This is a genomic window from Streptomonospora sp. PA3, assembly GCF_009728995.1.
In the GTDB taxonomy this organism is placed as follows: Bacteria; Actinomycetota; Actinomycetes; order Streptosporangiales; family Streptosporangiaceae; genus Streptomonospora.
Map to the genome: position 1 here is coordinate 636,460 of NZ_VTZW01000019.1, position 12,482 is coordinate 648,941.

Genomic DNA, 12,482 nt, shown 5'->3' on the forward strand with positions numbered 1-12,482 from the left:
GGGGTCCCGCACCGGCGACGCGCCGCCCGCCCGCGCGGCCCGCCCGGCCCACCGCGGGCGCCGTGCCGGTCCGCGCCGCCCGGGTGCAGGGTCGCACACCCGGCGCCGCCGCGCACGGGCGCCGCGCGGCGCCCGCCCGCGCCCCCACCTGCGGCGCGCCGCGATGAGACGTGTCGGACATAGGCGGCCGAGTCGGAGGGCGATAGGCTCGCACACGGTCGCACGTGTCACCTCCGGCGGGCATCCCCGGTCCCGATCCGGGACCTGCCGTCCGGCGCTAGCGGCCCGGCGGCCCCCTCCCACGGCATCCGTGCGCCGGCACCCGCGGGATCCAGGCCACCGCGACCCTTGGACAACCCACATTCACGATCCCGGGCGGCGCGTGTCCGGGATCAGCTGGATGCGCGAAAGGAGCCCTGAGCCCGCGTGAACATCGACACCTCCAAGTCCCTTGAGTGGTCGGAGCTGGACCGGCGCGCAGTGGACGCGGTCCGCGCCCTCGCGATGGACGCGGTCGAGGAGGCGGGCTCCGGCCACCCCGGCACCGCGATGAGCCTCGCGCCGGCGGCCTACCTGCTGTTCCAGAAGGTCATGCGGCACGACCCCACCGAACCCTCCTGGGTCGGCCGCGACCGCTTCGTCCTCTCCTGCGGCCACTCCAGCCTCACCCTCTACATCCAGCTCTTCCTGGCCGGCTACGGGCTGACCCTGGAGGACCTGAAGCGGCTTCGACAGTGGGACAGCCTCACCCCCGGCCACCCCGAGGTCGGCCACACTCCGGGGGTGGAGACCACCACCGGCCCGCTGGGCCAGGGCATCGGCAACGCCGTGGGCATGGCCATGGCCGCCCGCCGCGAGCGCGGCCTGTTCGACCCCGAGTCGGCCCCCGGCGAGAGCCCCTTCGACCACTTCGTCTACGCCGTGTGCTCCGACGGCGACGTCCAGGAGGGCGTCAGCCACGAGGCCAGCGCCCTGGCGGGCACCCAGAAGCTGGGCAACCTGGTCCTCATCTACGACGACAACCACATCTCCATCGAGGACGACACCCAGATCGCCTTCTCCGAGGACGTCGCCGCCCGCTACACCGCCTACGGCTGGCACGTCCAGGAGGTCGACTGGACGGCCGGCGGCGGCTACCACGAGGACGTGGAGGTGCTGTACCGGGCGGTGCTGGCCGCCCAGGCCGAGACCGAGCGCCCCTCCTTCATCCGGCTGCGCACCGTCATCGGCTGGCCCTCGCCCAACAAGCAGAACACCGGCGCCATCCACGGCGCGGCCATGGGCGCCGAGGAGGTGGCCGCCACAAAGCGCGAATTGGGCCTCGACCCCGCGCTGACCTTCCACGTCGCCGAGGACGTGCTCGACCACGCCCGCGGCGCGGTGGAGCGCGGCCGCGCCGCGCGCACCGAGTGGGAGGCCACCTTCGCCTCCTGGCGCGGCTCCGCCGGCGAGCGCGCCGAGCTGTTCGACCGGCTGCAGTCGGGCCGGCTGCCCCAGGACTGGGAGAACGCCCTGCCGGTGTTCGAGGCCGACGAGAAGGGCATGGCCACCCGCAAGGCCAGCGGCGAGGTGCTGAGCGCCGTCGCGCCGGTGCTGCCCGAGCTGTGGGGCGGCTCGGCCGACCTGGCCGGCTCCAACAACACCACGCCCAAGGGCGAGCCGTCCTTCATCCCGGAGGAGTACTCCACCAAGGCGTTCTCCGGCAACCGGTTCGGCCGGGTGCTGCACTTCGGCATCCGCGAGCACGGCATGGGGGCGATCCTCAACGGCATCGCGCTGCACGGGCCCACCCGCCCCTACGGCGGCACGTTCCTGGTCTTCAGCGACTACATGCGCCCGGCGGTGCGGCTGGCGGCGCTGATGGGCCTGCCGGTGACCTACGTGTGGACCCACGACTCCATCGGGCTGGGCGAGGACGGCCCCACCCACCAGCCGGTGGAGCACCTGTGGGCGCTGCGGGCCATCCCCGGCCTGGACGTGGTGCGCCCGGCCGACGCCAACGAGACCGCGGTCGCCTGGCGGACCATCCTCGCCAACCGCGAGCGCCCCACCGCGCTGGCGCTGACCCGGCAGAACGTGCCGACCCTGGACCGCGACCGGCTCGCCCCCGCGGAGAACGCGGCCAAGGGCGGCTACGTGCTGGCCGAGGCCGGCACCGGCAGCCCCGAGGCGCTGATCATCGCCACCGGCAGCGAGGTCCCCATCGCCCTGGAGGCGCGCGAGCGCCTGGAGGCCGCGGGCACGCCCACGCGCGTGGTCTCGATGCCCAGCGTCGAGTGGTTCCGCCGCCAGGACGCCGCCTACCGCAACAGCGTGCTGCCCCACTCGGTGCAGGCGCGCGTCTCGGTCGAGGCCGGCGTCGCGCTGGGCTGGCACGAGTTCATCGGCCCCGCGGGCGAGGCGGTGAGCCTGGAGCACTTCGGCGCATCGGCGCCCTACACCACCCTTTACGAGCAGTTCGGCCTGACCTCTGAGCGGGTAGTGGCAGCGGTGCACGCGAGCATCGCCAAGCTCGGCGGCGAGCAGGGTTCCACCACCGGGAATTGATCCGGCCCTACGGGAATTCCCGGATATGGGGAACCGAGAAACAGAAGAGCCCGGCACCGCGTCCGGGAAGGAGAGCGAAGCCATGACCAACCCGCTTCAGACACTGTCCGCCGAGGGTGTGGCGGTCTGGCTGGACGACATCAGCCGGGAGCGCCTGCGCTCGGGCAATCTGCAGCAGCTCATCACCGACCGCAGCCTGGTGGGTGTCACCTCCAACCCCACCATCTTCGACAAGGCGCTCAAGGAGTCCGACGCCTACGACGACCAGCTGCGCGACCTCGCCCGCCGGAAGGTGTCGGTGGACGAGGCCGTCCGCGCGATCACCGGCTACGACATCCGCTGGGCGGCGGACATCCTGCGTCCGACGTATGAGTCCACCGGCCGGATCGACGGCCGGGTCTCGCTGGAGGTCGACCCGCGCCTGGCTCGCGACACCGAGCGCACCGTGGCCGAGGCGCGCGCCCTGTGGTGGCTGGTCGACCGGCCCAACGTGTTCATCAAGATCCCCGCCACGGCCGAAGGGCTGCCGGCGATCACGCGTGCGCTGGCCGAGGGCGTCAACGTCAACGTCACGCTGATCTTCTCGCTGGACCGCTACCGCGGGGTCATGGACGCGTTCATGGCCGGCCTGGAGCAGGCCCGCGAGAACGGCCGCGACATCTCCCGCATCCAGTCGGTCGCCTCCTTCTTCGTCAGCCGGGTCGACGCCGAGGTCGACAAGCGGCTGGAGAAGATCGGTAACGACGAGGCCGCCGAGCTGCGGGGCCGCGCGGCCATCGCCAACGCGCGCCTGGCCTACGAGGCCTACGAGGAGGCGTTCTCGACCGAGCGGTGGAAGGCCCTGGCCGCCGCCGGCGCGACCCCGCAGCGCCCGCTGTGGGCGTCGACGGGTGTCAAGGACCCCTCCTACGACGACACCCGCTACGTCACCCAGCTGGTGGCGCCGGGCACGGTCAACACCATGCCCGAGGCCACGCTGGAGGCGGTCGCCGACCACGCCGAGATCACCGGCGACACCGTGCGCGGCGACTACGACAAGGCGCGCGCGGACATGGCGGCGATCAAGGCCCTGGGCATCGACTACGACGACGTCACCGCCACCCTGGAGGACGAGGGCGTCGACAAGTTCGCCAAGTCCTGGGAGGGCCTGCTCGCCCGGGTCTCCGAGCAGCTCGACATCCACGGCTGAGACCCCTCGGGCACGGCGCCGGGCAAGCGCCCGCACCGGCCGGGCGGCGCGTCCGGCGCCGCCGGCGGGCTCGTGCGGGCGCTCCCCGCCGGGGCCCGCGGCCTGGCCGGGGCGGCGCGGTGCCCGGCGCCGCGCGACCGGCCCCGCGGTCGCCTCGGGCGGTCCGCCGGCGCGGAGCACAGCCACCATCGACGACACGGGAGCCGACGTGAAAGAACCGGTGATGCCGGGAGCGATCCCGAACCCGCTGCGCAGTGAACTGGACCGCCGCCTGCCACGCATCGCCGGGCCGAGCGTGCTGGTGCTGTTCGGGGTCACTGGCGACCTCGCCCGCAAGAAGCTGCTTCCCGCGATCTACGACCTGGCCAACCGCGGCATGCTGCCCCCCGGCTTCGGGCTGGTGGGCTTCGCCCGCCGCGAGTGGGAGCACCAGGACTTCGCGGCCGAGGCGCAGCAGGCGGTGCGCGAGAACGCGCGCACCCCCTTCCGCGAGGACGTGTGGAAGCAGCTGAGCGAGGGGCTGCGGTTCGTGGCGGGCGAACTGCACGACGACGCCGCGTTCGACGAGCTCGCGCGCACCGTGCGCGAGCTCGACGCCGACCGCGGCACCGGCGGCAACTACGCCTTCTACCTGTCGCTGCCGCCCAAACTGTTCCCGACCGTGGTCAAGCAGCTCAAGCGCTCCAACCTGGCCGAGTCGGAGGGTGCGGCCTGGCGGCGCGTGGTCATCGAGAAGCCCTTCGGCCACGACCTGCAGAGCGCGCGGGAGCTCAACGCGGTGGTCGACGACGTGTTCCCGCCGCACTCGGTCTTCCGCATCGACCACTACCTGGGCAAGGAGACCGTCCAGAACATCATGGCGCTGCGGTTCGCCAACACCCTCTTCGAGCCGCTGTGGAACCGCAACTACGTCGATCACGTGCAGATCACCATGGCCGAGGACATCGGCGTGGGCGGCCGCGCCGGCTACTACGACGGCATCGGGGCGGCCCGCGACGTCATCCAGAACCACCTGCTGCAGCTGCTGGCGCTGGTGGCCATGGAGGAGCCGGTCACATTCAGCGCCGACGCGATCCGCGCCGAGAAGGAGAAGGTGCTCTCGGCGGTGGAGCTGCCCGACGACCTGGCCGCGGGCACCGCGCGCGGCCAGTACGCCGAGGGCTGGCAGGGCGGCGAGTACGTGCCCGGCTACCTGCAGGAGGAGGGCATCCCCGACGACTCCGCCACCGAGACGTATGCGGCGATGAAGCTGGGCGTGAGCAGCCGCCGCTGGGCGGGCGTGCCGTTCTACCTGCGCACGGGCAAGCGGCTGGGCAGGCGGGTGACCGAGGTGGCGCTGGTGTTCCAGCGGGCCCCCCACCAGGTGTTCAGCTCCGTCGACGTCGAGGACCTCGGCCAGAACGCGCTCGTGCTGCGCATCCAGCCCGACGAGGGCGTGACCGTGCGGTTCGGGTCGAAGGTGCCCGGCGCGTCGATGGAGGTCCGCGACGTCACCATGGACTTCGCCTACGGCCAGTCCTTCACCGAGGCCAGCCCCGAGGCCTACGAGCGCCTCATCCTCGACGTGCTGATCGGCGACCCGCCGCTGTTCCCGCGCCAGGAGGAGGTGGAGCTCTCCTGGCGGATCCTGGACCCGGTGGAGGAGTTCTGGGCCAAGGCCGGCCGGCCCGAGCAGTACGAGGCCGGCACCTGGGGGCCCGCCTCCGGCCACGACCTGCTGTCCCGCGACGGCCGCCAGTGGAGGCGGCCGTGACCGCCGCCGCGCGCCGGGCGGCAGGCGGCGGCCGCCCGCTGCCGGCGCCCCGCGGACCCGCCGGCGGCGCCCTCGCGCCCCGCCGGCCGCACCCTTCCACGCCTTTGGGGAGGCCACACCGATGACGCTGTACCTTCCGCGCACGACCACCTCGGAGATCACCGAGGCGCTGACGGCCGAGCGGCACAGCATCGGCGGCGGCGCGCTCAACATGGTGCTGACGCTGATCGTGGTGACCGACGAGGCCGACCACTACGACGCCGTGCGCGCCGCCACCGAGGCGGGCCGCGAGCACCCCTCGCGCATCCTGGCGCTGATCCGCCGCGACCCGGGCGCCGAGCCCTCCATCGACGCCGAGATCCGCCGGCCCGGCACCTCCGGGCCGGGCGAGGCCGTTCTGCTGCGGCTCTACGGCCCGCTGGGTGACCACCCGGGGGCCGTGGTGACGCCGCTGCTGGTCCCCGACACTCCCGTCGTCGCCTGGTGGCCCGGTGTGGGGCCCCAGCACCCCGCCGCCGACCCGGTCGGGCGGCTGGCCCACCGCCGAATCACCGACGCGCTGCGCGCCCCCGACCCGGTGGCCGACCTGCTCGGCCGCATCCGCAACTACGAGCCCGGCGACACCGACCTGACCTGGACCCGGCTGACACCCTGGCGGTCGCTGCTGGCCAGCACCATGGACCAGCCCTCGGGCTGGGTCGAGGCCGCCGAGGTCACCGGCGAGCCCGACTACCCCAGCGCCGACCTGCTGGCCGCCTGGCTGTCGGACCAGCTGCAGGTGCGGGTGGAGCGACACACCTCCGACGGTCCGGGCATCACCGGCGCGCGGCTGATCACCGAGCAGGGCGACATCACCCTGCAGCGCCAGGACGGGCGGGTGGCCACGCTGTCGCGGTTCGACCAGCCCGTGCAGACGGTGGCGCTGTCGCGGCGCCGGGCCCCGGACTCGCTGGCCGAGGAGCTGCGCCGACTGGACGCCGACGAGATCTACGAACGCACGGCCAAGCACATGGCCGCGCTGGCCGACCGATCGGAGGAACCGGTATGAGCGCTCCCACGGCCGTCGTCCACCGCGACTCCTCGGCCCTGGCCAAGGCCACGGCGGCGCGGATCGCGACCCGCCTGGTGGATGCGCAGTCGGCGCAGGGGCGCGCCTCGATCGTGCTCACCGGCGGCGGCATCGGCATCGCCGTGCTGGCGGAGCTCGCGCGGGCGCCGGCCCGCGACGCCGTGGACTGGCGCCGGCTGGACGTGTGGTGGGGCGACGAGCGCTTCCTGCCCGAGGGCGACTCCGAGCGCAACGAAACCCAGGCGCGCTCGGCCCTGCTCGACCACGTGTCCCCGGACCCCGAGCGGGTGCACCCGATGCCCGCCTCCGACGGCCCCGACGGCGATGATCCCGAACGCGGCGCGGAGCGCTACGCCGCCGAGCTGGCCCGCGCCGCCCGGCCCGAGGACCACGGACCGGTGCCGTCCTTCGACGTGTGCCTGCTGGGCATCGGCCCCGACTCCCACGTCGCCTCACTGTTTCCCGAGCAGCCCGCGCTGTATGAGGACGAGCGGTCGGTGGTGGCGGTGCACGGGGCGCCCAAGCCGCCGCCGACGCGGATCTCGCTGACCTTCCCGGCCATCCGCTCGGCCCGCGAGGTGTGGGTCATCGCCTCGGGCGAGGGCAAGGCCGACGCCGTCCGCCTGGCCCTCAGCGGCGCGGGCCCCACCCAGGTTCCGGCCGCGGGCGCCTACGGGCGGGCGCGCACCCTGTTCCTGCTGGACCGGGACGCGGCGGCGCGGCTTCCCCAGGAGTTCGCCGCCCCCGGCCAGCTGTAGGGGACGGCCGGTCCCGGCCGGACCCGCCCGTCACACCGCCGGCGCCCGCCCCTCGGGCGAGGGCGGGCGCCGGCCGGCGCGGCGAGCGCGGGTCACTCGCCTCCGGTGGCGTCCTGGACCTCCGACCTCCACTGCTCGGTCGCCTGCTCGGGGGTGATGTCGCCGAACAGCAGGTCCTCGTTGACCCGCATGGTGATGTCGACGACGTCGCCGGCGCCGATCGGCGGCGGCGGGACCGCACCGGCCACGTCGGGCTCGATCTCCTTGAGGAACTCGGCGCTCTCCTGGTCGGCCTCGGGGAACTCGCCGGCCAGCTGCTCGCGAAGCTCGGTGTTGGCGGGCAGCCCGCGGTCGGCGAGGATCAGCTCGGCCGCCCTCTTGTCGTTGAGCAGGAAGTCCACGAACATCGCGGCCTCCTCGGGGTGCTCGGTCCCGGCGGAGATGGCGTAGTGCATCGCGGGCTTGAAGAACGTGCCGGCCTGGGCGCTGTCGCTCTCACCGGGGAAGCGCAGCAGTTCCAGGTCGCGCCCGGAGGTCTCCTCCATTGTGCCGAGCTGGTTGGTCCAGAACGCGGCCATCGCCCCGGAGTTGGTCGCCAGCACCGACTGGTCGGGGCCGCCCGCCTCCAGTTCCACGCTCTTGGCGGCGCTGGGCGCGCCGCCCTCCTCGTGCAGGCGCACCATGTGCTCCCAGTAGCCGGTCATGGTCTCCGGCTGGAAGTTCAGCGCGCCGCTCTTGTCGTAGAGGGCCTGCTCGCGCTGGCGGGCGTAGATCTGGAAGCTCTGCTCGTTGAAGGCGATGTCCTGGGTGCCGATGATCTCGCCGTCGGACTTCTCGTTGATCTCCACGGCGGTGTCGACCCAGTCCTCCCAGGTCCAGGTCGCGTCGTCGGGCATCTCGACGCCGGCCTCCTCGAAGGCCTGCGGGTCGGCCATGATGGTGAAGGCGTTGACGCCCGTGGGCACGGCATAGAGGCTGCCGTCCAGCTTGCCGCCTCCCATGACCAGCTTGTCGAGCTTGGAGGTGTCGAGCTGGTCGCCGACCTCGCCCAGGTCCAGCAGGGCCCCGCGGTCGGCGTACTCGCGCAGGTAGCGCTCCTCCATGGTGATGACGTCGGGGGCGTCGTTGGCGGCGGTGTTGGTGGCCAGCCGGTCCCAGTAGCTCGCCCAGTCGGTGTACTCGCCGGTGACGTCGATGTTGGGATGGGCCTTCTCGAACCGCTTGATCACCTGCTGGGTGGTCTCGTGGCGGTCGTCGGCGCCCCACCAGGAGAAGCGCAGTTCGACGGTCTCGTCGCCGGACCCGCCTCCCCCGCAGGCGGTGGCGGCCAACGCCAGAGCGGCGACCCCCGCCGCCGGTTTGAGCCCTAGTCGCATGGTCGGGGTTCCTTTCGAATCACTTGATTCCCGTGGTGGCGATGCCGCGCACCAGGTAGCGCTGCCCGGCGAGGAAGAATCCGAAGATCGGGCCGAGCGCGATCGCCGACATCGCGAAGAGGGGGCCCCAGGAGGTCTGGCTCTGGGAGTCCACGAACGTCCGCAACGCGATGGGGACGGTGTACATCTCGGGGTCGGTCAGGAAGATCAGCTGGCTGAAGAAGTCGTTCCAGGTCCAGATGAAGGTGAAGATGGCGGTGGTGGCCAGCGCGGGCATCGACAGCGGCAGCACGATGCGCAGGAAGATGCGCACGTGCCCGCAGCCGTCGATGCGGGCGGCCTCGTCCAGGTCGCGGGGCAGTCCGCGGATGAACTGCACCATCAGGAAGATGAAGAACGCGTCGGTGGCCAGCAGCTTGGGCACGATCAGGGGGTAGAACGTGTTGATCCAGTCCAGGTTCGCGAACAGGATGTACTGCGGGACGATCACCACGTGGACGGGCAGCATGATCGTCATCAGCATGATCGAGAAGAACAGCCGCTTGCCCTTGAACTCCAGCCGCGCGAAGGCGTAGGCGGCCATCGAGCAGGCCAGCAGGTTGCCGATGATCGAGCCGGCCACCACGATCAGCGAGTTCCAGATGTAGTGGTGGAAGGGGTGCTGCAGCGCCGTCCAGCCCTCGGTGTAGTTCTCCGGGACGAACTCCTCGGGGATCAGCCCGGGGTCGCTGAAGATCTCCGCGGTCGGCTTGAAGGAGCTGGAGACCATCCACAGCAGCGGGTAGAGCATGATCAGGCCGAAGCCGATCAGCCCCACGTGGATGAGGAGGCGCCGGCGGTGGTCGCGCGCGGTGTCGGCCGCACCGGCGGCGGACGTCTTAGTCACCATAGAAGACCCAGTACTTGGAGGCGAGGAAGTTCACGGCGGTGAATCCGGCGATGATCACCAGCAGCAGCCAGGCCATGGCCGAGGCGTAGCCCATCTCGAAGGAGCCGAAGCCGGTCTGGTAGAGGTACAGCGTGTAGAACAGGGTCGAGTCGGAGGGTCCCCCCGTTCCCCCGCTGACGACGAAGGCCTGGGTGAAGGTCTGGAACGCGTTGATCATCTGCAGCACGAGGTTGAAGAAGATGATCGGCGTGAGCAGGGGGACGGTCACCGAGAAGAACTGGCGCATCCGGCCGGCCCCGTCCACGGCGGCGGCCTCGTAGTACATCCGCGGGATCTGGCGCAGCCCGGCCAGGAAGATCACCATGGGCGCACCGAAGGTCCACACGTTGAGCACGATCAGCGTGCCCAGCGCGTAGTCGGGGTGGGAGACCCAGCCCACGCCGTCCACGCCGAAGAAGGCGAGCACCTGGTTGATCAGGCCGTCGGCGCCGAAGACGCGGCGCCACAGGATGGCGATGGCGACGCTGCTGCCCAGCAGCGAGGGCAGGTAGTACACCGACCGGTAGATGGGCAGCCCGCGCACGCCCCGGTCCAGCACCATGGCCAGGGCCAGCGCCATGGCCAGCTGCAGCGGCACCGAGACGAAGACGTAGACGAAGGTGACGCCGAGCGAGGAGTGCAGCCGCTCGTCGGTGAGCATCTTCGCGTAGTTGTCCAGGCCCACCCACTGCGGGTCGCCGATGAGGGTGTAGTCGGTGAAGGAGAAGTACAGCGAGGCCAGGATCGGGCCGATGGTGATGAACAGCAGCCCGGCGAACCACGGGGTCAGGAAGAGGTAGGCGGCCAGGCCCTCGCGGCTGCGCCGGCCGCCGCGCCGCGGTCGGCGCCGCGGGGAGTCGGCCGCCGAGCCCGCCTCCTGTGCGGAGACCGTGCGCTCGCGGGTCGCGCCCATCACGCGGGCTCATCCCCACGGATACCGGCACGGCACCGGCGGCGGGCGCCCGGGGCGGCCGTTCGTCGAGTGTGCATGGGCTCCACCGTCCTCAATTCAGCCCGGGAAGCAGATGTGCGGAGCGAGCGATCGCAGGCGCCGCCGTGGGCGCCCCGCCGGGTCGCTCCGGGCGCGGCGTGTTGGTAAGCGCTATCCAGAATGCGGATGAACGGTTTTTAACACCCCTGAAGTGCGGCGTCAATGACTCCCCGGGCCCCCGGAAGGCCGGAAAGCTACCGGAAAGTTCCGGAAAATTGTACTGAGCAGGACCTACACCTCCCCGATGCGGCCGGCGATCCGTGTGGCCCGCTTCACGAAGACCACCGGACCGGTACCGCACCGTGTCCCGATCGTTGCCGGATCGCTTCGTCCGGGCCCGGCCCCGGCCGCGAACCGTGCCGGGGCACCCTGCGGCGCGGGCCGTCGCCGCGCCGACCGGCGGTTTCGCCCTGCGCGACCCCGATGGGCGCCCCCGTGGAGCACCCCCGCTGGACCCCGCTCCGGAAAGCGTTTACCGTAGTTCCGTGAGCGACCCCACCACGGGCCCCCACCGGCCCGCACCAGCCTCCCAGCAGCGCCGCTTCGCCATCGTCGGCACCGGATCGCGGGCGCGGATGTACACCGAGGCCCTCGTCTCGACCCACGCCGACACCGCCCGGCTGGTCGCGCTGTGCGATACCAACCGCACCCGCATGGCCGCGCACAACGCCGTCGTGCGCGAGCACGGCCGCGAGGAGGTGCCCGCCTACGCCGCCGGCGACTTCGCCGCCATGCTCCGCAAGGAGCGCGTGCAGGAGGTCGTGGTGTGCACGGTGGACCGGACCCACGCCGACTACATCTGCGCCGCCCTGGAGGCCGGCTGCGACGTGGTCACCGAGAAGCCCATGACCGCCGACATCGAGGGCTGCCGCCGCATCGTCGAGACCCAGCGCCGCACCGGCGGCCGGGTCAACGTCGCCTTCAACTACCGGTTCAACCCCGTGCACGCCCGGCTGCGCGAACTGGTCGCCGAGGGCGCCATCGGCGAGATCGGCTCGGTGCACTTCGAGTGGCTGCTGGACCTGCGCCACGGCGCCGACTACTTCCGCCGCTGGCACCGCGACAAGGACAACTCCGGCGGCCTGCTGGTCCACAAGGCCAGCCACCACTTCGACCTGGTCAACTGGTGGATCGACAGCGCTCCCGCCGAGGTGTTCGCCTGGGGCGACCTGTTCTTCTACGGCGAGGACAACGGCCGCAGGCGCGGACTGGCCGCCGGCTACGAGCGCGCGCACGGGGCCCCGGACGCCGAGGCGGACCCCTTCGCGCTGCACATGGCCGACAGCGAGGCGATGCGGCGGCTGTACCTGGACGCCGAGCACGAGGACGGCTACCGGCGCGACCGCAACGTCTTCGGCGCGGGCATCACCATCGAGGACGACATGTCGGTGCTGGTGCGCTACGCCTCCGGCGCCAAGCTCAGCTACCACCTCGTCGCCTACTCCCCCTGGGAGGGCTACCGCGTGGCCCTCACCGGCAGCGGCGGGCGCCTGGAGCTGGACGTCACCGAAAGCCCGCACACCGCGATCGGGCGCACCGAGGACGCTCCGGTGCGCGGGATGCCCGCGCCCAAGGAGGACACCTCCTCCAGGCTGGTGCTGCGCCGGCACTGGCGCGAACCCGAGGAGATCGACGTCGCGGTGGGCGAGGGTTCCCACGGCGGCGGCGACGTGCGCATGCTCGACACCCTCTTCGGCGCCTCCGGCGTGCAGCCGCGGCCCACACACACCGACGGCACCAACGCGCTGCTGACCGGGCTGGCGGCCAACGAGTCGATCCGCACCGGTCGGCCCGTGGACGTCGCGGCGCTGCTCAAGGGCTCCTGAAGGCGGCCCGGCACCCGGGGCGGCTCCCCGCGCGGGGGCCGGGTG

At 72.3% G+C, this 12,482-nt stretch carries 9 protein-coding genes; 6 read left to right on the top strand and 3 right to left on the bottom strand.

All coding sequences use genetic code 11. The features are described 5' to 3' along the window. Positions 1-426: 426 nt before the first annotated feature. The 5 genes from tkt (at position 427) to pgl (ending at position 7,316) form a co-directional block, all read left to right on the top strand. On the top strand, positions 427-2,547 hold the full coding sequence (gene tkt, locus FZ103_RS22080; RefSeq protein WP_186356667.1) for a transketolase: 2,121 nt from the start codon (positions 427-429) through the stop codon (positions 2,545-2,547). An 82-nt stretch (positions 2,548-2,629) separates the two neighbouring features. Continuing rightward, the gene (tal, locus tag FZ103_RS22085) at positions 2,630-3,736 is read left to right on the top strand and encodes a transaldolase (protein WP_156003714.1); all 1,107 of its coding nucleotides are present in this window, start codon (positions 2,630-2,632) and stop codon (positions 3,734-3,736) included. 223 nt (positions 3,737-3,959) lie between these two features. After that, positions 3,960-5,489 carry a glucose-6-phosphate dehydrogenase gene (zwf, locus tag FZ103_RS22090; protein ID WP_156003715.1) on the top strand — a complete coding sequence of 510 codons (1,530 nt, stop codon included), beginning with the start codon at positions 3,960-3,962 and terminating at the stop codon, positions 5,487-5,489. 121 nt (positions 5,490-5,610) lie between these two features. After that, on the top strand, positions 5,611-6,537 hold the full coding sequence (locus FZ103_RS22095) for a glucose-6-phosphate dehydrogenase assembly protein OpcA (RefSeq protein ID WP_156003716.1): 927 nt from the start codon (positions 5,611-5,613) through the stop codon (positions 6,535-6,537). After that, positions 6,534-7,316, top strand: a complete 783-nt coding sequence (gene pgl, locus FZ103_RS22100; protein ID WP_156003717.1) for a 6-phosphogluconolactonase — start codon at positions 6,534-6,536, stop codon at positions 7,314-7,316. Before FZ103_RS22095 ends, pgl begins: the two co-directional genes overlap by 4 nt. 92 nt (positions 7,317-7,408) lie before the next feature. Here the strand turns inward: pgl and FZ103_RS22105 are convergent, their stop codons facing one another. Genes FZ103_RS22105 through FZ103_RS22115 form a run of 3 tightly spaced genes read right to left on the bottom strand, consistent with a single transcriptional unit; the run spans position 7,409 to position 10,533 of the window. After that, a complete protein-coding gene (locus FZ103_RS22105) occupies positions 7,409-8,692 on the bottom strand; it encodes an ABC transporter substrate-binding protein (protein WP_156003718.1) in 1,284 nt (427 codons plus the stop codon). 19 nt (positions 8,693-8,711) lie between these two features. After that, positions 8,712-9,581 carry a carbohydrate ABC transporter permease gene (locus FZ103_RS22110; RefSeq protein WP_156003719.1) on the bottom strand — a complete coding sequence of 290 codons (870 nt, stop codon included), beginning with the start codon at positions 9,579-9,581 and terminating at the stop codon, positions 8,712-8,714. After that, positions 9,571-10,533 (bottom strand): carbohydrate ABC transporter permease, encoded by a 963-nt coding sequence (locus tag FZ103_RS22115; protein WP_156003720.1) that lies wholly within the window; start codon positions 10,531-10,533, stop codon positions 9,571-9,573. Before FZ103_RS22115 ends, FZ103_RS22110 begins: the two co-directional genes overlap by 11 nt. Before the next feature lie 563 nt (positions 10,534-11,096). Between FZ103_RS22115 and FZ103_RS22120 the strand changes: the two genes are divergently transcribed. Then, a complete protein-coding gene (locus tag FZ103_RS22120; protein WP_343233650.1) occupies positions 11,097-12,437 on the top strand; it encodes a Gfo/Idh/MocA family oxidoreductase in 1,341 nt (446 codons plus the stop codon). The last annotated feature ends 45 nt before the right edge of the window (positions 12,438-12,482 follow it).

What these genes read in the sequence shown, in the direction of transcription:
- tal (WP_156003714.1), top strand. Translation starts at nt 2,630, where the DNA reads ATGACCAACCCGCTTCAGACACTGTCCGCCGAGGGTGTGGCGGTCTGG.
- zwf (WP_156003715.1), top strand. Translation starts at nt 3,960, where the DNA reads ATGCCGGGAGCGATCCCGAACCCGCTGCGCAGTGAACTGGACCGCCGC.
- FZ103_RS22095 (WP_156003716.1), top strand. Translation starts at nt 5,611, where the DNA reads ATGACGCTGTACCTTCCGCGCACGACCACCTCGGAGATCACCGAGGCG.
- pgl (WP_156003717.1), top strand. Translation starts at nt 6,534, where the DNA reads ATGAGCGCTCCCACGGCCGTCGTCCACCGCGACTCCTCGGCCCTGGCC.
- FZ103_RS22105 (WP_156003718.1), bottom strand. Translation starts at nt 8,692, where the DNA reads ATGCGACTAGGGCTCAAACCGGCGGCGGGGGTCGCCGCTCTGGCGTTG.
- FZ103_RS22110 (WP_156003719.1), bottom strand. Translation starts at nt 9,581, where the DNA reads ATGGTGACTAAGACGTCCGCCGCCGGTGCGGCCGACACCGCGCGCGAC.
- FZ103_RS22115 (WP_156003720.1), bottom strand. Translation starts at nt 10,533, where the DNA reads ATGGGCGCGACCCGCGAGCGCACGGTCTCCGCACAGGAGGCGGGCTCG.